The following is a 21,852-nucleotide window of genomic DNA, read 5'->3' as shown; positions in this document are numbered from 1 at the left end:
CGGCACGAAGCACAGGGAAGTGGCACACGACGATGTACGACCAGACACGCGCCCAGCAGCCCGCCAGCAACCTCCCCGGCCGCGCCGAGCGCCGCACCCCGGGCCCCGAACCACTCCTCCCCTCGGACGAACGCAACCAGCTCACCCTGCGCCTCCAGAAGGCCCTGAACACCTTCGCCGACAACCCGACCCGGGCCCTGGAAGAGGCCGAGGCCGCCTTCGACGAAGCCACCGCCCAGCTCGTGACCACCCTCGCCGAACGGCGACGCGACCTGCACGCCGCATGGCAGGAGCAGGAGCGGGAACACGAAGAGGGCGAAGGTCAGAGCGAAGGTCAGGACCGGAGTCAGGACCCGGAGGCGCGGGCTACCGAGCTCCGGCTCGCGCTGAGGCAGTACCGGGAGATCACACAGCGGCTGCTGCGCATTTAGGCGGCCGGCATTCGAGCCGTAGCCGTACGGAGAATTCCGGTTCCGGCATTCCCACCCACCGATTGCATCAATTCCGGTAAATGGGAAGAAACAGATAAATATACCAAGAAGCGCTATGCGCAGTAAAATGGACAGCGGGTCGGCGCACTCTCACGTGCGGCCGCCCGGAAGGCCGACTCCGGCGTGTCCGCGCCGGAGTCGTTGCCGCAGCCGTGGGCTCGGCAGGAGGGAGACGGCATGATCCAGGCAGCCGACATCCGCGAGTGGCGCACCCATGACGTCGTCGACCCGAAGGGGCACAAGATCGGCGTGCTCGAAGCGGTCTACGTGGACACCGCCACCGACGAACCGTCCGTGGTCACCGTCCTGACCGGGCTGCCGACCCGACGGCGGCTGGTCTTCGTCCCCCTCGACAAGGCACTCCTCGGGCCGGGCTACGTCAAGGTCTCCTACGACCGGAACCAGGTGCGCAAGGCTCCCTCGATCGGCACGGACGACGTCCTGCCCGCCGAGCAGGAACCCGGGATCTTCGAGTACTACGGCCTGGCCTATCAGCCCGGCGCGGGCGGCGAGCGGCAGCTCGCGCGCCGCTGATCGCCCGTCCGGCCCAAGGGAGGTGTTCGAGTTGGTGCTCTTCCTGCTCCTCGCGCTCGTGGCCGTCGTGCTGGGAATCATCGGCGCGGCGGCCGACGGTCTGGGCTATCTGCTGATCATCGGCATCCTGGTACTCGTGGCCGACGTGTCCTTCGCCACCGTGCGACTGTCCCGGCGCGCCCGGCGGCGCCCCCTGCGCTGACCGGTCCCGGCGACCGAAGAAGGACGGTTCGGAACCCGTCTCCCGCCGGCGTCCTTTCGGCGGCCCGGGAGAGTAGCGTGGGCGCATCGAGAGTATGCCGCGCACCGGCCGCCACGCCGGTGTCGTTCTCGGCGAGTGACAACACCGGGCCGCTGCCCATGAGCGCCGGCCGGGAGACAGGTTCGCGCGATGTCCGCGACCACCGACCATCCCCCGCTGCGGATCGTGCCCTTCAGGGTTCCGGCCGCCCGCCTCGCGCTGAAGCCCGTGGGCGCGTCCCAAGGACTGCTGGACGGCGCCTGGTGGCCCCGCTCGCGGGACCTGACAGCCGAACTCTCCACTCTGGCCGAGGTGTTGGACCCCCTGTGGGGGCGGATCACCCGGATCGCCGTCAACCCGACCCACTGGCCGGTCATCCCGCGCATGGTGCCCGTCAACGGCCATGCGGTGAAGATCGGTTGGTTCACCCGGGAGCTGGACCCGCACAAGATCCTGCTGCTGTCCTACACCGCCGGCTCCTGGGACCTGCTGGTGGTCCCGCCGGAGACCGGTGCCCCGGCAGCGGCACGCCTGATGGCCGCCGCGAGCACGGGCACCGGCCCCGCGACGACCGCGAGCGCGCTCATGGCGGCCGAACTGGCCCTCCACGGCAGCCCCGAGGCCGACCGGAGCCATGAATCCGAGGGGACCGACGAGATCTCGGAGGACGAGGACGGACCCTCGCCCCACCCGGCCGCCGCCGTGGCCCTCAGCGCCCAGCAGATCCCGCGGCTGCTGCCATGAGCGGCTCGGCGGTGTCCGGCGCAGTGTCGGGCGGTACGACCAGCAGGTCCCAGCGCCCCCGGCCGGGGGCGAGCAGACAGACCGTGTGCGGGGCGGACACGGCGGTGGATCTGTGTAGCCGCACCACCCGGTCCAGGACCAGCATCCGGCCGGGCGTCGCGGCCCAGGTCGCCCCGTTGACCGTGACGCTGCCGATGTGACCCCAGGCGCGCGGCAACCCGGCGAGCAGCCTCGGGAGTTCAGCGAGCAGGTCGTACGAGCGAGGCCACCAGGCACCGTCGATGGGATGCGGCAGGCCACCACGGGGCGCGAGTCGCAGGCGGAGGAGGGGGTGCGGGGGGAGCGGGTCCTGCAGTGCGATGGCCATGAGGGCTCCTGGTGCCTGCCGTACGGCGACGAACTGCCCGTACGGCTACGGAATCCGTACGGCCACGAACTGCCGTACGGCTATGGGCTTCCGTACGGCGACGGACTGCCGTACGACAATCGGTGGGCCCGGGTGATCACGCCCGGCGGGCGGCCACGCGTTCCGGCGCCGGCCAGCGCACCTCGCTCACCCAGCCGAGACGTTCGAAGAGGCGGATGACCTCGGCCGAGAGATCGATCTGGCCGCGGTCGACGCCGTGCCGTGCGCTGGTGGGGTCGGCGTGGTGGAGGTTGTGCCAGCTCTCACCGAACGAGAGCAGAGCGAGCGGCCACAGGTTGGTGGCCCGGTCGTGGCGCCGGGTCTTGAACGGGCGCTCGCCGATCATGTGGCATAGCGAGTTGACGCTCCAGGTGACGTGGTGGAGCACCGCGATGCGGACAAGTCCCGCCCACAGCAAGGCCGTTACGCCGTACAGCCAACTGCCGCCGATGGCCCAGCCAAGGCCGAACGGCAGGGCGAGGGTGAGAAGGCACAGCAGCGGGAAGGCGCGGGAGACGGCCTGGATGTCGCGGTCGGCCAGCAGGTCGGGGGCGTACCGCTCGGCGGGTGTCACGTCGTTGCGGAACAGCCAGCCGACATGCGCGTGCAGCAGTCCGCGCAGCTGGCCGGAGAGATGGGTGCCGTAGCGGTACGGGGAGTGCGGGTCGCCGGGCCGGTCGGTGAAGGCGTGGTGGCGACGGTGGGTGGCGACCCAGCCGATGACGTCACCCTGGAAGCTCATCGAACCGGCTATCGCGAGCGCTATGCGCAGGGGGCGGACGGCCCGGTAGCCGCCATGGGTGAGGCCACGGTGGAAGCCGACCGTGACGCCGAGACATGTGACCGTGTAGAAGACCACCGCGACGACGATGTCGACGGGGTGGATGAGCCTGCCCCACAGCAGCCAGCCGGCCAGGCCGAGCACCACGAACGGCAGGACGACGATCGCCGCGGTCACGCTGACGTACATCCGCGCACCCCTGTCGCGGGGCGGCGCCGGAACATCGTCGGGGAAGGGGACGTGCCCGTCGTACGCGAATTGCTGTTCGTGTTCCTGACCCGGTTCCTGTTCCTGGACAGGCTGGGGCGTGTTCGACGTGGTGGAACTGAGCGACATCGGAACTCCTTGACCTCGGTGGAAGTGGTGCGGCCGGGGTCACGGGCTGCTCCGGTGAAACGACAGGTGATGTGCGGCGGCCGGGTGGCTGAGGGCCGGGCCTTCGTCACAGGCGAAGAGCCGGCGGAGCCACGCCGGTCGGGGAAGGGAAGGGCTTCGGTGGTCGCAGGGCGGAAGCTGCCCCGAGCGCGAAGCACCCCGGGTGGTCGATGCGGGAGAACCGCGAGGCCGACACCGGCCTGAGCACCGGCATACGAACGGTCCTCGCGACTCAACCGTACTCCTGGGTGCCCGAAAGGAGCCGGGCCTCGGCGGTCGGTGACCGGCGGCCCGACGTCAGGCGGCTTCTTCCAGCACGTCCTCGGGGCTCCTGGGCCTGCCCGGGCTTCGGCGCACCGCCGCCCGTCCGGAGGCCATCACCAGCGCCGTGCCGAGTGCCAGGCCGAGCGCGGGCAGGACGGGGAACCGGCCGTCGTACGCGAACCCCCGCACGGCGAAGCGGGTCAGCGCGGCGATGCTCGCCGCCAGGCCGAGCCACAGCGGCCAGGGGCGGTGCGGGCCGGCGTCCGGCCTGGTCCGCTCGTACAGGAGTGTCAGCCCGCGCTCCAGCGGCCGCAGTGCCGTCACCACACCGGCCAGGATCACGCCGAGCACCAGCAGCCATGGCACCCGCAGCCCCCACCAGGCCACCGAGCCGAACTCGGGCCGGGGTGCGAGCCCCGTCAGGTAGAAGGCGGCGGCCGCGACCAGCACCGGCAGCATGTGCCACAGGTACAGCGTCATGCTGGCGCCGCCCACGGGCCGCACCGACCGCCAGACCCGCTCGCGGACAAGGAGCCGACGCAGGGCCGGTGCGGCGAGCAGGCACAGCCCGGCCTGGGCCACCACCCACGCCAGCATCGCGGCCGACGGCGGATTGGTGTTGCTGGGGGTCTGCCCCGTCACCAGGATGAGGCTGACCGGGAACGGCCCGAGCGTGATCAGCGCGGCGAAGGCAAGCCCACCGCCCGCCGCCATCACGACCGACGTGCGCCCGCGCCCCGCCGTCAGCAGTCCGTCCCGCCAGCAGAAGCCCAGCTGGTAGGCGACACCCCACACGAGCACGTAGTTGAGGAGTCCGACGTACGGCGTGTGGGCCTTCACGACCAGTACGTCGGCCACCAGCGCGACCACGCCCAGCGCCACGGGGACGGCGAGCCCCCGGCGGCGGTGTGCCGCGTGCAGCGCCGGGGTCAGGGCGCTGAGCAGCAGATACACCGGAAGGAACCAGAACTGCATCGCCATCGCCCAGCCCACCAGCGCGAGGGTGTCCCGGTCCACGCCCACCGCCGAGCAGATCCCGACGGCCGAGAGCACCAACGCGCTGTAGGCGGCCGTCGGAAGCAGCAGCCGCAGCGCCCGTCCTCCCACCCATCCGGAGGCGGTGCCGCCCGCCGCCCGGGTCCGCGCCCAGGAGCCGCCCGCCGCATGGCCGCCGGCCAGGAAGAACAGCGGCATGACCTGGAACCCGAGGGTCAGCCACTGGGTCCAGGGAATCGTCGCCAGCAGCTCCGGGGCGGCGATCTCCCCGCCGGGCTCCCGGACCAGCGCGGTGATCAGCCAGTGGCCGAGCACCACCAGCACGATCGCCCACGCGCGCAGGAAGTCGACGTAGCGGTCTCTGCTCATACGTCGTGATGTTGCCGCACTGCCGACGGGGACCGCGGCGGGAAGTCCGGGCCGCAACCGATTCGTGCCCGGTACGACATGATCCGCGCACCGCGGTGGCACGGAGAAGGAGCGCGAACCTCGGCCACGCGCTGCTCAGCAAGGCCCCGAACGCTGGTGCCTACGGCGTGGACCCGCTCAGGCTCCACCTGGAGAGCGACCACGGAAGCTCCGGCCGGAGCTACTCCCCCGACCACTTCCGCAGCAGCGCCTCGCGTTCCTCGCGGCGCGGGGTGCTGTCGTCGGCCTGCTCGCGCCGCCAGGAGAGGAGGTCGCCGACGGACGCGCCGCCGTCGGCGAGGCGGTCGAGCACGATGCCCGAGAGTTCGCGCTCGACCTGGAGGTAGATCCCACCGGAGACAGCCGGGAGAGCGCTCACCGCGACGATGTCGTCGGCCGCCTCCACGTGCACGGTGAAGGCGGGCGGGAACTCGCCGTCGCCGGTCACCAGCACGACCAGCGAGTCGATGGCCATGGAGACGAGCCGCCGGCCCGCGGACCGTACGACGAGGTCGCCTACCGCGATCCCCTGTACCTCGTCCCATCTCCAGAACGCGCCGTTGCCCTCTCCCAGAGTCTCGACCCCGCCCTCCGTCAGCCGCACCCCGGACGCCGTCCCGACGGGTTCGGCTCCCACGTACACGGCGTCCTCGGTGATCCAGAACAGGCCGACCATGGCCATGGGGTGCCTCCAGCGGTTGCGCGGTGCCTGGTGAGTGAACAGCCGTACGCCGCCCACGTGTTGGCCTGTCAGACGGGAGAGACGGCCGTGCGGTTCAGCCGCGTCGGCACATCGCCGGGAATGCGACGGTCGCGGCGCTCCCGACCCCGGCTCGAATCTGTTCACCGGAAACTCCCTCCTCATCTGTCACAGGCATGCCATACGCTGCTGACAGCAGCCGCGCCCCGGCGTCACCGCATTTCGGCGGTCATGTCCGGGTGTTGCGCGGCGTTCTCAACTCCCGGCCATCCACCGGGTTTTCTTGTGGGGGTACATCACTGTGCGCAGGCGCAGCATTTCGACCGCGACGGCGCTCGCGGTTCTCTTCAGTTCGGCGGCGCTGAGCGTCGCCACGACCGGCGCGGCCTCGGCGGCCGTCCCGGTCACCACCTCCTCGCCCGGCGCGCTGGTCGCCGACGGCCCCCTCCAGCGGGTCTTCGTCGCCGACAGCACGTACGGCAGGATCCACGCCGCCAACTATTCCGGCACCCTTCTGGACACCGTCAGCGGCCTCGGTACGGTCGCCGGCCTGACGGTGTCCGACGACGGCGCCACCCTCTACGCGGCCCTGCCCAACAGCCACGAGATCGTGGCGATCGACGCGGCCACCCTCGACGTCGAGACCCGCTACACCGTCCCCACCGACACCGGCCCGCGCTCGCTCGCCTTCGCCGGCGGCAAGGTGTGGTTCACGTATGGCGACCAGTGGGACGGCGACCTGGGCTCGGTCGACCCGGCGGTGGACCCGGCCGGGGAGACCGACCCGGTGACGATGACGCAGTTCCCGACCGAGGGAACCTCGTCCGGGATCTGGGGCCAGGCGCTGCTGGACACCGACCCGGGCCGGCCCGGCGTGCTGGCCATCGGCGAGACCGGCATCTCCACGGACTCGATGGCCGTCGTCGACGTTTCGGACGGCACGGCGCGGCTCACCGCCTGGTACAACGGCGACTACACGCTGAACGACGGCATCGGGGACATCGACCTCGTCGCCGGCGCCGACGAGGTGCTGGTCAACGGCGCGGTCCGGGACGCCTACGCGGGCGGGAAGTTCACCGAGTCCGGTTCCTACCCGTCCGGGCAGGAGGCCGATGTCGCGGCGAACGGCCTGGTCGCCCAGGTCAACGGCACCAAGGTGGCGGTCTACCGGCCGAACGCCACCCAGCCGGTCCGCACCTACAGCACCGGCACGCAGGTCGCGTCCACGGTGACGTGGTCGCCGGACTCCTCGCGGATCTTCGCCCTGGTGTTGGGCAGCAACGGCTACACGGTCAAGATCCTGACCCAGCCGACGATGAACAACCCCACCCTGACGGTGAGCGCCCCCGCGACAGCCACCCGCGCCAAGAAGCTCACCGTCACCGGCAAGCTCTCGGCGACCGTGCCGCTCCCGGCCGGTGCCAAGCTGGCCGTCACCCGCACCGACCTGGACAGCCCCAACGGCAAGGCGCTGCCCGCCGTCACGGTGAAGTCGAACGGCACGTACAGCTTCAATGACACCCCGCCGGCCGGCGGCACGGTCACATACAAGGTGACCTACGCGGGCGACGCCGAGCACATCACGGCCACGGCGTCCGACAAGGTCACGGTCTCCCGTGCGAAGCCGGCGCTGAGCCTGAACAAGAACGGCAAGGTCTACAACTACGGCACCGACGTCGCCTTCACCGCGCACCTCGGCTCGACGTACAAGAACCGCACGGTCGAGATCTGGGCGAACCCCTTCGGCAGCGACAAGCCCAACAAGCTGCTCAAGACCGGGAAGGTCAACTCCAAGGGCGACATCGGTGCCTGGGTCGACATGACGCGGGACACCGACATCACCGCGGTCTTCAAGGGCGACGCGCGTTACGCGCCCAGGACCGTGAAGGTGACGGCGTTCGCCCGGGTCAAGGTCTCGACCTCCGTCTCCAAGCACTACAAGACGGCCAAGATCGGCTCGACGTCGTACTACTGGTTCCACAAGAACACCGACCCGGTGCTGACGACGACCATGTCGTACTACCCCGGCCGCAAGCAGCGCCTCGAACTCGAGGTCTACTACCAGGGCTCCTGGTACAAGTCCGGCTCGGAGTACTTCGCCCTCGCCACGAACGGCAAGTCGGCGGTCAGCCTCGGAGCGCCCGGCGAGTCCGGCATCCGGGCGCGGATGCGGTCGGCGTACATCAACGGCTCGTCCGGCGACACCGTGAACTCGACGACGTACGGCTCCTGGAAGTACCTCTACTTCTCCAACTAGCCCGCCCCGCAAGGGTTCTTGACGGCCCGGTTCCGGTCACGTGCGCGTGGCCGGGGCCGGGCCGACCAGTTCCGACAGCACGTCCTCCATCGTGACGAAGCCGAGTACCGCGCCCTTCTCGCCGGTGACGGCGGCCAGGTGACTGCCCATGGCGCGCAGGGCGGTGAGGGTGTCGTCGAGCGGGGTGTCGATACGGACCCGGGTGACGGGGTGCAGGGTGGCGGGCGGGAAGGGGCGGTCGCGGTCGGCGACGCCCAGGGTGTCCTTGATGTGCAGGTAGCCGAGCAGGGTGCCGTCCTCGCCGGTGACCGGAAAGCGCGAGAAGCCCGCGTCGGCGGCCGCCCGTTCCAGGCGCGCCGGGGTCACCGTGTGGTCGACCGTGCGCATCTTCGGCACCGGCACGAGGATCTCGCCGACCGGGCGGGTGCCCAGCTCCAGCGCGTCGCGCAGCCGCTCGCCGTCGGCGGCCGTGAGCAGTCCGGCCGCGCTGGAGTCGACGACCATGCGGGCGAGCTGGTCGTCGGTGAACACCGACTCCACCTCGTCCTTCGGCTCCACCCGCAACAGCTTCAGCAGCACGTTGGCGAAGGCGTTGATCCCGAAGACCACCGGCTTCAGGGCCCGGGTGAGGGCCACCAGGGGCGGGCCGAGGTAAAGCGCCGTGGTCACGGGGGCGGCGAGCGCGATGTTCTTCGGCACCATCTCGCCGATCAGCATGTGCAGATACGTCGCCACGGTCAGCGCGATGACGAAGGCGATCGGGTACACCAGGCCGTGCGGGATGTGCGCCGCCCGGAATGCGGGCTCCAGCAGATGCGCGATCGCGGGCTCGGCGACCGCACCGAGCACCAGCGAGGAGACGGTGATGCCGAGCTGGGCGGTGGCCATCATCGCGGAGATGTGCCGCAGCCCCCACAGGGTCATCCGGGCCCGCTTGTCGCCCTCCTGGGCGCGGGGTTCGATCTGGCCGCGGCGCACCGAGATCAGCGCGAACTCCGCCCCGACGAAGAACGCGTTGGTCAGCAGGGTCAGGGCGCCGATGGCGAGCTGGACGACGGTCATTGGGCTTCCTCCGTGATCCGCCGCGCTGCCGCCGCCGGTTCGGTGATGCGGACCCGGTCGGCCCGGTGGTGCTCGACGTCCAGCACGGTCAGCCGCCAGCCGTCGAGGTCGACGGTGTCTCCCTCGGCGGGGATACGGGCCAGGCGGGTGGCGATGAGTCCGGCCACGGTCTCGTACGGCCCCTCGGGCGCGGTCAGCCCCATGCCGGTCAGCTCGTCGATCCGTACGCTGCCGTCCGCCTCCCACACCGCGCGGCCGTCCTCGGTGGCGGTGGCGGGCAGCAGGTCGGGGGCCTCGATCGGGTCGTGCTCGTCGCGGACCTCGCCCACGACCTCCTCGACGATGTCCTCCACCGTCGCCACGCCCGCCGTACCGCCGTACTCGTCGATGACGACGGCCATGGTGCGGCTCTCGCGCAGCCGCTCGAGCAATCGGTCGGCGGGCAGGCTGTCGGGTACCAGGAGCGCGGCGGTGGCCAGCGCGGTGACCGGCGTGACGGCCCGCTCGGCGGGCTCCAGGGCCAGGACGTCGCGGATGTGGACGGTGCCGATGACCTCGTCGAGGCTGTCGGCGTAGACGGGGAAGCGGGACAGTCCGGTGGCGTGGGTGAGGTTGGCGGCGTCGGCGGCCGTGGCGCGCGCCTCCAGTGCGCGCACGTCCACCCGCGGGGTCATCACGTTCTCCGCGGTCAGCTCGCTCAGGTGCAGGGTGCGGACGAAGAGTTCCGCGGAGTCCGCCTCCAGCGCGCCCGCGGCGGCCGAGTGCTGGGCGAGCGCGACCAGTTCCTCGGGTCCCCGGGCGGTGGCCAGTTCCTCGGCGGGTTCGAGACCGATTCGGCGTACGAAACGGTTCGCCGTGTTGTTGAGGTGGTGGATGAACGGCCCGAACGCGGCCGTGAACCCCCGCTGCGGGCCCGCGACCACCTTCGCGACGGCCAGCGGACGCGAGATCGCCCAGTTCTTCGGCACCAGCTCGCCCACCACCATCAGCACGACGGTGGAGATGACCACGCCGAGCAGGGTCGCGACGGTTGAGGCCGCGCCACCGAGGCCGACCGCCTCCAGCGGACCGCGCAGCAGCGTGGCGAACGACGGCTCGGCGAGCATGCCGATCACCAGCGAGGTGACGGTGATGCCGAGCTGTGCGCCGGACAGCTGGAGGGTCAGCCGGCGCACCGCCTTCAGCGCGCTGTCCGCGCCGCGCTCACCCGCCTCGGCGGCGCTCTCCAGATCACCGCGCTCGACGGTGGTGAGGGAGAACTCGGCCGCCACGAACAGCGCGCAGGTGAGCGTGAGCAGCAGGGCGAGGAGCAACAGCAGGATCTCGGTCACCGTGCCACCCCCGATCCCCTGCACATGCCGGGCGGGCGGGATGTGGCACGGCTGGTACTGGGAGGTTCACCCATCGCGGAACCGTCGCTCCTCGGTCGGACTCGTGGTCGTAGGTCCCGTCCAGTGTAAAGGGATCGCAAAGTTGCCCGGCACCCCGCCTCCGCCGCCGGCCCACACCCCGACAGAAACATTGGAGCCCGAGGGAGGCAATATCTGTGACAGCAAAGTGAGAATTTACCGCGAGGCACGATGAGGGTTTTTCCGTCGACCGGCGGAACAGATTTACCTATCACACATCGCCGGTCGCAGCGTGCTACTGTTGATCTCAGTTGCAGTTGTGGTCCCCAGAAAATCCTGAGGGTAATCATCACGGCGACACGGAGTGCGCACAGTGTGCAGTCCGAGCACCGCCCCGAAGGAGATTTCAACATGGCTGCTGGTACCGTGAAGTGGTTCAACGCGGAAAAGGGCTTCGGCTTCATCGAGCAGGACGGCGGCGGCGCCGACGTCTTCGCCCACTACTCGAACATTGCCGCCCAGGGCTTCCGCGAGCTCCAGGAAGGTCAGAAGGTGACCTTCGACATCGCGCAGGGCCAGAAGGGCCCGACGGCCGAGAACATCGTTCCCGCCTGACGCTGACGCTTACTTCGCAGCTGGGGCCCGCACCTTGGGGTGCGGGCCCCAGCTCGCTGCGTTTCCGTACACGGACCCGCTCCGGATGCCATCCGGACACCATGACGGACAGGCATCGGATTTCAATCCGCCTGCCAGACCTGCTGTCGAACCGGATTGATATCCGTCGGATCCGCGGGATCCACGAGTTCAGTTGGACCCGCCCGCACGCAATACCCGGTCCCACCACCAGGATCACGCCATTCAATTCGGTGCCGTATCCGGTGAGTACTTACTGCCGACCGATTTCGGTCTCGCATTGTCTTCGGCTCGTTCTTGCGATTCTCTGCGCTGCTCATTCGCTGCGGGAATTCCTTGATACGTGCCATATCAAGGAAGGTTCCGCATTGAATCGCGACCGCACACGTACCCGCACAAATGATCGCTTCGCACGCACCCGCTCCGGAGGCTCCGGCTCCGGGGGATACGGCTCCGGCGGCTCCGGTTCCGGTAGCTCCGGTGGCTCCGGTTCCGGAAGGAGCGGCGGCGGCCGCTCCGGTGCTCCGAGCCGCGGGGGAAGCTACGGACGCCGGCCGGCCGCGCTGCAGGGCGAGTTCGCACTGCCGAAGACGATCACACCTGGTCTCCCCGCCGTCGAGGCGTTCGCCGATCTCGACATGCCGGCGCCGCTGCTGGCCGCGCTCGGAAACGAAGGCGTGAGCGTGCCCTTCCCGATCCAGGCGGCGACCCTGCCGAACTCCCTCGCGGGTCGTGACGTACTCGGCCGTGGCCGCACCGGTTCGGGCAAGACCCTCGCCTTCGGGCTCGCGCTGCTCGCCCGTACGGCCGGTCAGCGTGCCGAGCCGCGCCAGCCGCTGGCTCTTGTCCTCGTCCCCACCCGCGAGCTCGCCCAGCAGGTCACCGACGCCCTCACCCCGTACGCCCGCTCGGTGCGGCTGCGACTGACCACCGTGGTGGGCGGGATGTCGCTCGGCAGGCAGGCCGGTGCGCTGCGCGCCGGGGCCGAGGTCGTCGTCGCGACCCCGGGCCGGCTCAAGGACCTCATCGACCGTGGCGACTGCCGGCTGAACCAGGTCGCCATCACCGTCCTCGACGAGGCCGACCAGATGGCCGACATGGGCTTCATGCCCCAGGTCACCGCGCTGCTCGACCAGGTGCGTCCCGAGGGCCAGCGGATGCTCTTCTCGGCCACCCTGGACCGGAACGTCGACCTGCTGGTCCGGCGTTACCTGACCGACCCGGTGGTCCACTCCGTCGACCCGTCAGCGGGCGCGGTCACCACCATGGAGCACCACGTCCTGCACGTGCACGGCGCGGACAAGAACCGGACGACCACCGAGATCGCGGCGCGCGAGGGCCGGGTGCTGATGTTCCTGGACACCAAGCACGCGGTGGACCGGCTGACCGAGCACCTGCTGAGCAGCGGCGTCCGTGCCGCCGCCCTGCACGGCGGCAAGTCCCAGCCGCAGCGCACGCGGACCCTGGACCAGTTCAAGACCGGGCATGTGACGGTGCTGGTGGCGACGAACGTCGCGGCGCGCGGCATCCACGTCGACAACCTCGACCTCGTCGTCAACGTCGATCCGCCGACCGACCCCAAGGATTACCTGCACCGCGGTGGTCGTACGGCCCGTGCCGGCGAGTCCGGCAGCGTCGTCACGCTGGTGACGCCCAACCAGCGCCGCGAGATGACCCGGCTGATGGCCGCCGCCGGCATCACCCCGCAGAACACGCAAGTGCGTTCAGGTGAGGCGGAGTTGAACCGCATCACGGGCTCCCAGGCCCCCTCGGGCATCCCGGTCGTCATCAAGGCGCCGGTCGTGGAGCGGAGCCGACGCGGCGGTTCCTCCTCGTCGTCCCCGTCCTCCCGTGGTCGTCGCGGCCGCACCGGGCAGCGGCGGCCCGCCGCCAACCCGGCGGCCTAGCGACGCCGGTGGACCATTCCACCCACCCCGGCCCTGGCCCCGGTCAGCAGCTCGTCCCCTTCCTCCCCCTCCCATGTGAGGCATCATGCGCTGTGTCATCGCCCGCTTCCCGTTCGACCTCACCAAGAGCGGGGTTCTGGAAACGATGAAGGGTGTCAAGCCCGAGCCGATCACGGGTGAGTCCGTGATCATCGGCCGCTGCCACTACCCCGCCAAGCAGGTCGGCGAGGTCATCACCCGGCAGGACCGCCGCGACTTCACCAGCGGCGAGGTCACCCGGGCCATGGCCCGCCTCGGCTTCACTTGCCGCGGCGGCCAGGAGGCGGTCGCACCCGCCGCACCCGCCCCGCGCCCCCTGACTCCGCTCCAGAACGCGTCGGCGCTGCTCGGCAGCCCGGCTCCGCTGGAAGTCTGAGGACGGGCGGGAGCGGAACCCGCGCCCCGCCACACGCCACACCAGTTCAACGAGCTGTACGTACAGCGATACAGCCAAGAGGGCCCTGCCGACGCGCGTCGGCAGGGCCCTCTTCGCGTTCCACCGGGTTCCTCACGGGTCCCCAACGAGTTCCCCACCGCTTCCCACCGGTCGAAGGAGCAGAATATTGACCTTCCCTGCGCGCCGAAATCTACTCTGACAAGAGTAGACATTGGCTCGCGCCGTGGCTAAGGTTTCTCTCGTAGCCGCGGTCGAGCGAGACCCGGCAAGCACGAACGGACAGACCGAACCAGAGGAAGGACGGAGGAGCAGACGCCATCTGGATCGCCCGGACCGAGATGTATCCGGCCCGGGTACCGCAAGACCCCTGGATTGGAAGGTGGTCCCCGGTCACGCATCCGCGATCCCCGCAGTCCCGTCCTTGTCTCAGACCGGGCAGCGGAAACAGAAGGTCGGCGCAACGGTAAGGCCGACCGATGGTGTTGAATTTCCTTCGGGGCCCTGGTGCCGTACGGCGCCAGGGCCCCTCGACGCGTTGCACATCGAGGTGAAATGACTGCAGATACTCCGCTCAGTGGCCATCTGGACGACGACGACTACCCCGCCTACACGATGGGCCGGGCCGCCGAGATGCTCGGCACCACGCCCGGCTTCCTCCGGGCCATCGGCGAGGCCCGCCTGATCACTCCACTCCGCTCGGAGGGCGGCCACCGGCGGTACTCCCGCTACCAGCTGCGGATCGCCGCCCGCGCCCGCGAGCTGGTCGACAAGGGAACCCCGGTCGAGGCCGCCTGCCGCATCGTCATCCTCGAGGACCAGCTCGAGGAGGCTCAGCGCATCAACGCCGAGTACCGCCGCGCCGCGAAGGAAACGACTGACAGTTCCAGCTGACCGAGCGCCGGGACGCGGGCCGTGCCCGAGACGGATCGCCGGAGACGGATCAGCTGTCGAGGTCGTCCGCGTAGTGCCGGAACCCGTGCCGTTCCCGGTGGATGCCCCACAGGGTGTCGGCGAGCGCCGAGGGGTCCTTTCGGTCGTGGCCCTTGATGATCGCGCCGGGGATGACGAGCTGCGCGACGTGAATTCCGTCGGCGGCGAGCGTGTCGTGCAGCAGGTGGCCGTACGCGCTCTCGGCGGCGAAGGCGATGGAGGTGCCGGCCCGGTCGGGGTGGGGAACGACGGCGGTACCCCCGTTCACGAAGAGGATGGTGCCGCGCCCCAACGACCGCATCGAGGGCAGCGCCTCACGGACGGCGGTGGCGGCCCCGTACAGGGAGAACTCGATCGGGCCCACCAGATCGGCGGCGGCGGTTTCCAGCACCGGCCGCATGTAGTCCCGATGCGGGATCGGGCTGTACTGCAGGACCTCGATCGGGCCCAGCGTCGCGGCCGCGGCGGCCAGCGCCGCTTCGAGGGCCTCCGGATCGCGTACGTCGGCGGCGAAGCCGCGCGCTGTGACGCCGGCGTCGGCCAGGCCGGCGGCGAGGGCCTCGGCGCGTTCACGGCTGCGCGAGATGAGGGCGACGTCATGGCCCTCCCGGCCGAACCGCCGTGCGACGGCGGCGCCCAGTCCGGGTCCCGCTCCGATGATGGCGATGGTGGTCATGAGTGGGGCTTCCTTGGGAACGGGGCGGCGGGGCGGGCAGGGGCACCTGCACAGGGGCCCTCAACGAGCATCCCGACTGCCGGCCCGGCGCGCATCCCGGCAGGACCGTCCCCCCCGTACTCGTCCGGGGCCGCGCCCGGCTTAGCGCGTGCTGCTGCGCGGGGCGGTGTACACCTCGTCGCTGACCTTCTCCAGCCACTCGGTCTCGGGGGTGCCGTCGCCGAGGCCCTCCCACAGCGCGAGGTGCTCCATGAAGCGGTCCGGAGCGGCGCCGTGCCAGTGCTCCTGCCCGGCCGGGGTGTGGATGGTGTCGCCGGGGTGGGCCTCGATGACCGTGCCGTCGCGCGTGCCGATCAGCGCGGTCCCGGAGACGATGTGCAGGGTCTGGCCGACGGCGTGCGCGTGCCAGGCGGTGCGGGCGCAGGGGGAGAAGCGCACCATGTTGGCGCGCATCCGGGAGGGTTCCTGGCCCGCGTAGATGACGTCGAACCAGACATCGCCGGTGAACCAGTCCGCCGGGGCCTTGACGGTGGGCTGCTGCTTGAGGATCTCCATGGACATCTCCTGACCGCTCGCTTCGTCTCATCGAGACTATGACCCACGACGTACGCCCCAACGAGCCGAGGACCGTCCATGATTCTTTCGACGCAGACAAAATCAGGGTCGGAAGCAGGGTCGAAATCACGGTCGACGGAGCGCAGATGACAACAGCTGAGAGTGTCCAGGTGAAGCCGGTCGCGGGGCTGATCGGCGCGGAGATCACGGGCGTCGATCTGGCGGCCGGGCCGCTGGACGACGCGGTGGTCGCGGCGATCCGGGCGGCGGTGCTGCGCTGGAAGGTGGTGTTCTTCCGGGACCAGCCGCTGGACCACGCGGCACACATCGCGTTCGCCCGGCGGTTCGGTGAGCCGGTGACGCCGGGCAAGCGCGGGAGCGCGTCGCCGGAGGGCTTTCCCCAGGTGGAGACGACGGCCGACCGGCTGGAGCTGGGCGGACGGTACGGCATGGACCAGGCCGAGTGGCTGGAGCGGCGCCGGCACACCCTGCTGAGGGGCTGGCACTGCGACCACGGCGCCCGGATCGACCCGCCGGCCGCGACCATCCTGCGCGCCGAGACCGTACCCCCGTACGGCGGTGACACCACGTGGTCCAACCTGGCGGCCGCGTACGCGGGACTGTCGGAGCCGGTGCGGGACTTCGTGGACGGGTTGCGCGCCGAGCACCGGCTCGGCGTCGGGTATCAGCCGCGGCCGGGCGACGACGCGTACGTACGTCATCTGCTGGGCCGGCAGGTCGCCTCCGGCCATCCCCTGGTCCGGGTGCACCCGGAGACGCGCGAGCGGGTGCTGTTCGTCAACGGCTACTACGTGGAGCAGATCCAGGGCGTGTCCCGCGCGGAGAGCCGGCTGCTCCTGGAGATGCTGCTCGAACAGGCGACCAGGCCCGAGTACACGGTCCGTTTCCGGTGGGAGCCGGGCAGCGTGGCCTTCTGGGACAACCGCGCCACCATCCACCTGGCCCCGAACGACCTGGCCCATCTCGACTTCCCGCGCGTGATGCACCGGGTCATGCTCACCGGTGACATCCCGGTCGGCGTGGACGGCAGGCCCTCCGAACCGATCGTGGGGACCGAGCCCGGCCGCTGGTGACCTCAGGCGGCGGGCAGTGAGGCCAGCCAGTCGATGAGGAGCCGGTTGGTCTCGTCGGGGCGTTCCTGCTGGAGCCAGTGGCCGCAGCCGTCGAGGATGTCGGAGGAGAACAGGCCGGGCAGGGTGGTGGAGTAGGCCTTGATCGCGTCGGCCCGCCAGGTGGTCGAGGCGTCCAGGCCGCCGCCGATGAACAGGGAGGGCTGGGTGATCGGGGCGCCGTCGAAGTCGGCGAGGTCCTCCCAGTCACGGTCCATGTTCCGGTAGCGGTGCAGCGCTCCGCTGAAGCCGGTTCGCTCGAACTCCCCGGCGTAGAAGTCGAGATCGTCCTCACCGAGCCAGCCGGGCAGTCGGCCGTCGACGGGAAACCGGTCCAGCAGTTCCCCGCCCGGGCCGACGAAGTGCAGGTCGGGCGCGCCGGGTTCGGGCATGGTGTCGGCGGACAGACCGGCGTAGAAACGCGCGAGCCAGCCGCGTACGTCGGGCTCGATCTCGGCCTCGGCGCGACCGGGCCGCTGGAAGTAGGAGACGTAGAACTCCTCGTCCCCGCCGCCCATCCCCGCGAAGATCTCCGTGGGCCGGGGGCCGCCACGCGGCGCGTACGGGACGCTCAACAGCCCCACCGCGCGGAAGACGTCCGGCCTGACCAGGGCGGAGTTGGCGGCGATCGGCGACCCCCAGTCGTGGCCGACGATCACCGCGGACGGCTCGCCGAGGGCGTGCACCACCGCCGCGTTGTCCTCCACCAGTTCGCGCATGCGGTACGCCTCCGTGGCGGCGGGCCTGGAGGAGCGGCCGTAGCCCCGGACGTCGATGGCGACCGCCCGGTACCCGGCCGCCGCGAGCGCCGGGAGCTGGTGGCGCCAGGAGTACCAGGACTCCGGGAAGCCGTGCACGAGCAGCACCAGCGGGCCCGTGCCCTGCTCCACCAGGTGGATCCGGCCCGCGGGGGCGGGAACCAGCCGGTGCGTTACGTCCATGACCGGGTGCGGCATCAGTCCTCCAGAGGTTTCGGTCTGCGATTCGATCATGCGGATGATGACAGGCCCGCGACGAGTGATGTTGCCGTTTCGGCAACGCGGATCGTTCAGCTCGGCCAACCGTCGGTGACCACGGCAGCCGTCCGCGGGTCGGCGTCGCGGGTCGGCGTCCGCGGTCGGCATCCGCGGGCGGGCGTCCACAGCTCGGCGTCCGCGGTCGGCATCCGCGGGCCGGCGTCCACAGCTCGGCGTCCATGGGTCGGCATCCGCGGGCCGCCTCGTGTGCAGCTTCCGCCTCCGAACCATCGGTAACCGGCCGGGAGATGGCTCTTCGGACGTGCACTCGACGCATACCGAAGCGAGGAACCACGGTCGAACAGGTCAAGGGCGTACTGGCGGAGCGCTGGAACACCTCGGTGGACGACGCCTTCGCCGGGAGACGCGAGCGCCCGGCGCCGAGGACGCGCGTCCTCGGCGGGGAACCCTCAACGGAGCGTGCGGAAGCCGGCCTTGACCTTGTCGAAGACCGGTCGGAAAGTGTCCCACTGCTTGTCGGGCGCCGAGAGATAGATGTCGTACTCCCTGTCGCCCTCCCGCCCGAAGCCGAAGTCGATGGCACGGAACGCCCGGACCCGTCCCTCGAAGGTGAACTCCCATACGGCCGCGGGCTGTCCCTGGAAGGTGGTGCGCTGCATACGCAGTTTCCGGTACGTGGGGTAGTTGACCTTGGTGTTCGCCTCGATGTTCGTGAAGTGCGACACGGGGTTGGGGCCCGCGGGGTCCACGAGGTCGATCGTGAGACCGGCGAGGCCTGAAGTGTCGGCGTAGTTGACCTCTTCGCTCGTCGCCTTGCCGCGCTTCCAGCTGTCCGGGACGGGAAAGGCGATGCCCAGCGTCTTCTCCGTGACCAGGTGGAAGTCCGCGGGGACGGGGGGAGGGGCGGACGCGGTCGCCGTGCCGGTGCCGTGGGCGGTGCCGCCCGTACCGCCGTCCTCGTCGTGGCGCGACACGACGTAGAACCCGCCCGCCACGACGGCGGCGGCCACCGTCACGGCCACCGCGCTCCAGCCCAACGCGCGCCGTTTCCTCCCCGCCGGGGCCGGGGCCGGGGCCGGGATCGGCGCCGGTGAAGGCTCCCGCCGGGTGGGCGCGGGCAGCGCCTGAGCCGGTGCCTGCGCACCGGCCGGGAACGGCGTCGGCGCCACCACCGGCACCGCCCTCAGCGCCCGTTCCGTCTCCTCCGCGGACGGCCGTGCGTCCGGGTCCTTGGCCAGCAGCGCTTCGATGAGGGGTTCCAGTGGTCCGGCCTGCTTCATGGGCTCAAGGGGGTCGGCGACGACGGCGTACGCCGTCTCCACCGCCGTGTCCTTACGGAACGGCGGCCGCCCCTCGACAGCCTGGAACAGGGTCGCTCCCAGCGCCCAGAGGTCGGCGGCGGGCCCCGGCTTCTGGCCCCGCATCCGCTCGGGCGCGATGTAGTCGATCGACCCGACGATCTCGCCGGTCCTCGTCAGCGTCGAGGTGCCGCTCGCCAGGGCGATACCGAAGTCGGTGAGAACGACACGGCCCCCGGCGCCCAGGAGTACGTTGCCGGGCTTGACGTCACGGTGCAGGACCCCGGCCGCGTGGGCGGCCCGCAGCGCGGCGACCATGCCGAGCCCGATCCGGGCGGCCTCGCCGGGCGGGACGGTCCCGCCGCCCTTGAGCAGCGCGCCGAGAGTCGTCGAGGGCACGTACTCCATGACGATGCAGGGCAGCCCCTCGTCGTCGACGACGTCATGGACGACGACCACGTTGGGGTGGGCGATACGGGCGGCGCTGCGCGCCTCACGGCGGGTGCGTTCGTAGAGCGTGGCGAGCTCGTCGTCGGTGAGGTGCCGCTGGACATGCAGCCGCTTCAGCGCGACGTCCCGGCTGAGAACCTCGTCCTGGGCCCGCCACACGGTGCCCATGCCACCGCGCCCGATCTGCTCGGCCAACCGGTACCGCCCGGCGATCAGCCGCCCCTCGTCCGACACAACGCGCCCCCGCCGACTCTCTCCGTGCCACCTGCCACGTGCTTTGCGCCACGTGCTTTGTGCTTTGTGCTTTGTGCGGTGTTCTACGTTCTCTCTGCTTTGTGGTGTTCGATTCGCGTCGACACCATAACCGGCAAAGGTTGCGGGACCGTCTCGGCAAGTTGCCCGACCGCTCCGCGAGGCGGGCAGCCGGCTCCCCGTATCGTGACGCGTATGCAGTCCTACACAATCGGCCAGGCCGCCCGGCTGCTCGGCGTGAGCCCGGACACCGCCCGGCGGTGGGCGGACGCCGGGCGGGTGGCCACCCACCGGGACGACGGCGGGCGGCGGCTCATCGACGGCCGGGATCTGGCCGCGTTCTCCGTGGAGTTGGCGAAGACCGGCGGCGAGGAGGACGTCTCCTCCTACACCTCCGTCCGGAACGCGTTCGCGGGCATCGTCACCGCCGTCAAACTCGGTGACGTCGCCGCCCAGGTGGAGATCCAGGCCGGGCCGCACCGGCTGGTCTCCCTCCTCACCCGGGAGGCTGTCGAGGAACTGGGCCTGGAGGTCGGCATGGAGGCCACCGCGAGGGTGAAGTCGACCAGCGTGCACATCGACCGCACCTAGGCCACGCCTCCGTCAGATCGACGTCATCGCCTTCAGGTCGCTGTCAGGTCGTCGTCAGGTCGTCGTCGACGTCGAGTACGAGTGCGCCCCCGTGCCCGCCAGCGCGCCCCCGTCGACGATCAGGTACTCGTCCCGGATCGGGGTGCCGTCGAAGAACGACTCCAGGATCTCCCGGGTGCCCGCCGCGTAACGGGCCTGCGCGGAGAGCGAGGAACCGGAGATGTGCGGGGTCATACCGTGGTGCGGCATGGTGCGCCAGGGGTGGTCCGCCGGGGCGGGCTGCGGATACCAGACGTCACCCGCGTAGCCCGCCAGCTGACCGCTCCGCAGGGCGCGGTCGACCGCGTCCCGGTCCACGATCTTCGCCCTGGCCGTGTTGATCAGATAGGCGCCGCGCTTCATCGCACCGAGCAGCTCGTCCCCGAACAGGCCTTCCGTCTCCGGGTGCAGCGGCGCGTTGATGGTGACGACGTCGCAGTGCGGGGCCATGTCCTGCGAGCTCTCGTGCCAGGTCAGACCCAGCTCCTCCTCGGTCTCGCGCGGCAGCCGGTGGCGGTCGGTGTAGTGCAGCTTCACGTCGAAGGGCGCCAGGCGGCGCAGCACCGCGAGCCCGATCCGCCCGGCGGCGACCGTGCCGACGTGCATGCCTTCGAGGTCGTACGACCGTTCCACGCAGTCGGCGATGTTCCAGCCGCCGTCCAGGACCACCTGGTGCGAGGGGAGGTAGTTCCGTACGAGCGAGAGCGTCATCATCACCACGTGCTCGGCGACGCTGATGCTGTTGCAGTACGTCACCTCGGCGACCGTCACGCCGCGCGCGATGGCCGAGTCGAGGTCGACGTGATCGGAGCCGATGCCCGCCGTGACCGCCAGCTTCAGGTTCTTGGCGGCGGCGATGCGCTCGGGGGTCAGATACGCCGGCCAGAACGGCTGCGAGATCACGATGTCCGCGTCGGGCAGCTCACGGTCGAAGACCGAGCCGCTCCCGTCGTTGTCGTCCTTGTCGGAGGTGACGACGAGGGTGTGCCCGCGCTCCTCCAGGAAGCGGCGCAGGCCCAGCTCGCCGGTCACGCTGCCGAGCAGATGGCCGGGGGTGAAGTCGGTCGCCTTCGGGGTGGGCGTGGTCTGGCCGCCCGGGTAGTGGTCGATGACGGGCAGATCGTCCCGGGCGTACGTCTTCGGGTATCCGTCGGTCGGGTCGTCGTACAGAACGCAGAGCACCTTGGCCATGTCGCGGCTCTCCTCAACTCCGTTGTGTGAAGGTGCTCTTCACCATCCTCGGGGTCGAATCCGCAGGTCAAAGCGAACGTTGCTATGCCGAGATAGCCGGCGGCTATCTCACCGCCGACCTCCAGGCGCTGGCTGCGCCACCCGTACCTCCAGACAGCCGCTCCGCCACCGCCGTACCG

At 70.6% G+C, this 21,852-nt stretch carries 22 protein-coding genes; 11 read left to right on the top strand and 11 right to left on the bottom strand.

The window, feature by feature from the left end:
• Positions 1-32 precede the first annotated feature (32 nt).
• The 4 genes from ACFWP7_RS07750 to ACFWP7_RS07735 all read left to right on the top strand — a co-directional run bounded on the left by ACFWP7_RS07750 (position 33) and on the right by ACFWP7_RS07735 (position 2,010).
• Entirely contained in the window at positions 33-431 is a 399-nt protein-coding gene (locus tag ACFWP7_RS07750; protein WP_384377633.1) for a hypothetical protein, read from the top strand.
• A gap of 237 nt (positions 432-668) precedes the next feature.
• Positions 669-1,025, top strand: coding sequence for a PRC-barrel domain-containing protein (locus tag ACFWP7_RS07745; RefSeq protein WP_384377630.1), 357 nt, complete (start codon positions 669-671; stop codon positions 1,023-1,025).
• Between the two features lie 22 nt (positions 1,026-1,047).
• Positions 1,048-1,227, top strand: coding sequence for a hypothetical protein (locus tag ACFWP7_RS07740; RefSeq protein WP_384377717.1), 180 nt, complete (start codon positions 1,048-1,050; stop codon positions 1,225-1,227).
• A 189-nt stretch (positions 1,228-1,416) separates the two neighbouring features.
• Entirely contained in the window at positions 1,417-2,010 is a 594-nt protein-coding gene (locus ACFWP7_RS07735; RefSeq protein WP_384377627.1) for a DUF5994 family protein, read from the top strand.
• On the opposite strand, the gene ACFWP7_RS07730 is transcribed toward ACFWP7_RS07735, so the two are convergent.
• From ACFWP7_RS07730 to ACFWP7_RS07715, 4 genes are all read right to left on the bottom strand, one after another.
• Complete coding sequence (locus tag ACFWP7_RS07730; protein ID WP_384377624.1) at positions 1,976-2,377, bottom strand: DUF5994 family protein; 402 nt, start codon at positions 2,375-2,377, stop codon at positions 1,976-1,978. The genes ACFWP7_RS07735 and ACFWP7_RS07730 overlap by 35 nt on opposite strands.
• 136 nt (positions 2,378-2,513) lie before the next feature.
• Positions 2,514-3,533 carry an acyl-CoA desaturase gene (locus ACFWP7_RS07725; RefSeq protein WP_384377621.1) on the bottom strand — a complete coding sequence of 340 codons (1,020 nt, stop codon included), beginning with the start codon at positions 3,531-3,533 and terminating at the stop codon, positions 2,514-2,516.
• A gap of 336 nt (positions 3,534-3,869) precedes the next feature.
• Positions 3,870-5,201 carry an acyltransferase gene (locus ACFWP7_RS07720; RefSeq protein WP_384377618.1) on the bottom strand — a complete coding sequence of 444 codons (1,332 nt, stop codon included), beginning with the start codon at positions 5,199-5,201 and terminating at the stop codon, positions 3,870-3,872.
• A gap of 220 nt (positions 5,202-5,421) precedes the next feature.
• Positions 5,422-5,922, bottom strand: coding sequence for a hypothetical protein (locus ACFWP7_RS07715; protein ID WP_384377615.1), 501 nt, complete (start codon positions 5,920-5,922; stop codon positions 5,422-5,424).
• Positions 5,923-6,241: 319 nt separating this feature from the next.
• Here ACFWP7_RS07715 and ACFWP7_RS07710 point away from each other — a divergent pair, with 319 nt between their 5' ends.
• The gene (locus ACFWP7_RS07710) at positions 6,242-8,197 is read left to right on the top strand and encodes an Ig-like domain repeat protein (protein ID WP_384377612.1); all 1,956 of its coding nucleotides are present in this window, start codon (positions 6,242-6,244) and stop codon (positions 8,195-8,197) included.
• Between the two features lie 36 nt (positions 8,198-8,233).
• Here ACFWP7_RS07710 and ACFWP7_RS07705 read toward each other — a convergent pair whose 3' ends face one another.
• Positions 8,234-9,259, bottom strand: a complete 1,026-nt coding sequence (locus ACFWP7_RS07705) for a hemolysin family protein (RefSeq protein ID WP_384377609.1) — start codon at positions 9,257-9,259, stop codon at positions 8,234-8,236.
• Positions 9,256-10,590 (bottom strand): hemolysin family protein, encoded by a 1,335-nt coding sequence (locus tag ACFWP7_RS07700; protein ID WP_384377606.1) that lies wholly within the window; start codon positions 10,588-10,590, stop codon positions 9,256-9,258. The genes ACFWP7_RS07705 and ACFWP7_RS07700 overlap by 4 nt, the downstream gene beginning before the upstream one ends.
• Before the next feature lie 429 nt (positions 10,591-11,019).
• Between ACFWP7_RS07700 and ACFWP7_RS07695 the strand changes: the two genes are divergently transcribed.
• The 4 genes from ACFWP7_RS07695 (at position 11,020) to ACFWP7_RS07680 (ending at position 14,475) form a co-directional block, all read left to right on the top strand.
• Positions 11,020-11,223, top strand: a complete 204-nt coding sequence (locus ACFWP7_RS07695) for a cold-shock protein (RefSeq protein ID WP_055611897.1) — start codon at positions 11,020-11,022, stop codon at positions 11,221-11,223.
• Between the two features lie 386 nt (positions 11,224-11,609).
• The gene (locus ACFWP7_RS07690; protein ID WP_384377603.1) at positions 11,610-13,148 is read left to right on the top strand and encodes a DEAD/DEAH box helicase; all 1,539 of its coding nucleotides are present in this window, start codon (positions 11,610-11,612) and stop codon (positions 13,146-13,148) included.
• Positions 13,149-13,233: 85 nt separating this feature from the next.
• On the top strand, positions 13,234-13,563 hold the full coding sequence (locus tag ACFWP7_RS07685; protein WP_365430183.1) for an SCO5918 family protein: 330 nt from the start codon (positions 13,234-13,236) through the stop codon (positions 13,561-13,563).
• Positions 13,564-14,136: 573 nt separating this feature from the next.
• A complete protein-coding gene (locus ACFWP7_RS07680; RefSeq protein ID WP_384377600.1) occupies positions 14,137-14,475 on the top strand; it encodes a MerR family transcriptional regulator in 339 nt (112 codons plus the stop codon).
• 49 nt (positions 14,476-14,524) lie between these two features.
• Here ACFWP7_RS07680 and ACFWP7_RS07675 read toward each other — a convergent pair whose 3' ends face one another.
• Positions 14,525-15,190, bottom strand: coding sequence for an SDR family NAD(P)-dependent oxidoreductase (locus ACFWP7_RS07675; protein WP_384377597.1), 666 nt, complete (start codon positions 15,188-15,190; stop codon positions 14,525-14,527).
• A gap of 141 nt (positions 15,191-15,331) precedes the next feature.
• Positions 15,332-15,745, bottom strand: coding sequence for a cupin domain-containing protein (locus ACFWP7_RS07670; protein ID WP_384377594.1), 414 nt, complete (start codon positions 15,743-15,745; stop codon positions 15,332-15,334).
• 146 nt (positions 15,746-15,891) lie between these two features.
• Here ACFWP7_RS07670 and ACFWP7_RS07665 point away from each other — a divergent pair, with 146 nt between their 5' ends.
• On the top strand, positions 15,892-16,839 hold the full coding sequence (locus tag ACFWP7_RS07665; RefSeq protein WP_384377591.1) for a TauD/TfdA dioxygenase family protein: 948 nt from the start codon (positions 15,892-15,894) through the stop codon (positions 16,837-16,839).
• A gap of 2 nt (positions 16,840-16,841) precedes the next feature.
• Here ACFWP7_RS07665 and ACFWP7_RS07660 read toward each other — a convergent pair whose 3' ends face one another.
• Positions 16,842-17,867, bottom strand: a complete 1,026-nt coding sequence (locus tag ACFWP7_RS07660; RefSeq protein ID WP_384377588.1) for an alpha/beta fold hydrolase — start codon at positions 17,865-17,867, stop codon at positions 16,842-16,844.
• A gap of 434 nt (positions 17,868-18,301) precedes the next feature.
• Positions 18,302-19,834 carry a serine/threonine-protein kinase gene (locus tag ACFWP7_RS07655; RefSeq protein ID WP_384377585.1) on the bottom strand — a complete coding sequence of 511 codons (1,533 nt, stop codon included), beginning with the start codon at positions 19,832-19,834 and terminating at the stop codon, positions 18,302-18,304.
• A gap of 213 nt (positions 19,835-20,047) precedes the next feature.
• Here ACFWP7_RS07655 and ACFWP7_RS07650 point away from each other — a divergent pair, with 213 nt between their 5' ends.
• Entirely contained in the window at positions 20,048-20,443 is a 396-nt protein-coding gene (locus tag ACFWP7_RS07650; protein ID WP_384377582.1) for a molybdopterin-binding protein, read from the top strand.
• A gap of 54 nt (positions 20,444-20,497) precedes the next feature.
• Here the strand turns inward: ACFWP7_RS07650 and ACFWP7_RS07645 are convergent, their stop codons facing one another.
• Positions 20,498-21,673: an NAD-dependent formate dehydrogenase gene (locus ACFWP7_RS07645; RefSeq protein ID WP_384377580.1), complete on the bottom strand. Its 1,176-nt coding sequence runs from the start codon at positions 21,671-21,673 to the stop codon at positions 20,498-20,500.
• Positions 21,674-21,852: the final 179 nt, after the last annotated feature.

The sequence above is a fragment of the Streptomyces sp. NPDC058470 genome, assembly GCF_042721055.1.
Classification (GTDB): domain Bacteria; phylum Actinomycetota; class Actinomycetes; order Streptomycetales; family Streptomycetaceae; genus Streptomyces.
This window is presented reverse-complemented; position numbering and strand designations above follow the sequence as displayed.

Bases quoted from the DNA above. Each gene is read 5' to 3' on its own strand.
- ACFWP7_RS07750 (WP_384377633.1), top strand. From the start codon at position 33: ATGTACGACCAGACACGCGCCCAGCAGCCCGCCAGCAACCTCCCCGGC.
- ACFWP7_RS07745 (WP_384377630.1), top strand. From the start codon at position 669: ATGATCCAGGCAGCCGACATCCGCGAGTGGCGCACCCATGACGTCGTC.
- ACFWP7_RS07735 (WP_384377627.1), top strand. From the start codon at position 1,417: ATGTCCGCGACCACCGACCATCCCCCGCTGCGGATCGTGCCCTTCAGG.
- ACFWP7_RS07730 (WP_384377624.1), bottom strand. From the start codon at position 2,377: ATGGCCATCGCACTGCAGGACCCGCTCCCCCCGCACCCCCTCCTCCGC.
- ACFWP7_RS07725 (WP_384377621.1), bottom strand. From the start codon at position 3,533: ATGTCGCTCAGTTCCACCACGTCGAACACGCCCCAGCCTGTCCAGGAA.
- ACFWP7_RS07720 (WP_384377618.1), bottom strand. From the start codon at position 5,201: ATGAGCAGAGACCGCTACGTCGACTTCCTGCGCGCGTGGGCGATCGTG.
- ACFWP7_RS07715 (WP_384377615.1), bottom strand. From the start codon at position 5,922: ATGGCCATGGTCGGCCTGTTCTGGATCACCGAGGACGCCGTGTACGTG.
- ACFWP7_RS07705 (WP_384377609.1), bottom strand. From the start codon at position 9,259: ATGACCGTCGTCCAGCTCGCCATCGGCGCCCTGACCCTGCTGACCAAC.
- ACFWP7_RS07695 (WP_055611897.1), top strand. From the start codon at position 11,020: ATGGCTGCTGGTACCGTGAAGTGGTTCAACGCGGAAAAGGGCTTCGGC.
- ACFWP7_RS07685 (WP_365430183.1), top strand. From the start codon at position 13,234: ATGCGCTGTGTCATCGCCCGCTTCCCGTTCGACCTCACCAAGAGCGGG.
- ACFWP7_RS07680 (WP_384377600.1), top strand. From the start codon at position 14,137: ATGACTGCAGATACTCCGCTCAGTGGCCATCTGGACGACGACGACTAC.
- ACFWP7_RS07675 (WP_384377597.1), bottom strand. From the start codon at position 15,190: ATGACCACCATCGCCATCATCGGAGCGGGACCCGGACTGGGCGCCGCC.
- ACFWP7_RS07670 (WP_384377594.1), bottom strand. From the start codon at position 15,745: ATGGAGATCCTCAAGCAGCAGCCCACCGTCAAGGCCCCGGCGGACTGG.
- ACFWP7_RS07665 (WP_384377591.1), top strand. From the start codon at position 15,892: ATGACAACAGCTGAGAGTGTCCAGGTGAAGCCGGTCGCGGGGCTGATC.
- ACFWP7_RS07660 (WP_384377588.1), bottom strand. From the start codon at position 17,867: ATGATCGAATCGCAGACCGAAACCTCTGGAGGACTGATGCCGCACCCG.
- ACFWP7_RS07650 (WP_384377582.1), top strand. From the start codon at position 20,048: ATGCAGTCCTACACAATCGGCCAGGCCGCCCGGCTGCTCGGCGTGAGC.
- ACFWP7_RS07645 (WP_384377580.1), bottom strand. From the start codon at position 21,673: ATGGCCAAGGTGCTCTGCGTTCTGTACGACGACCCGACCGACGGATAC.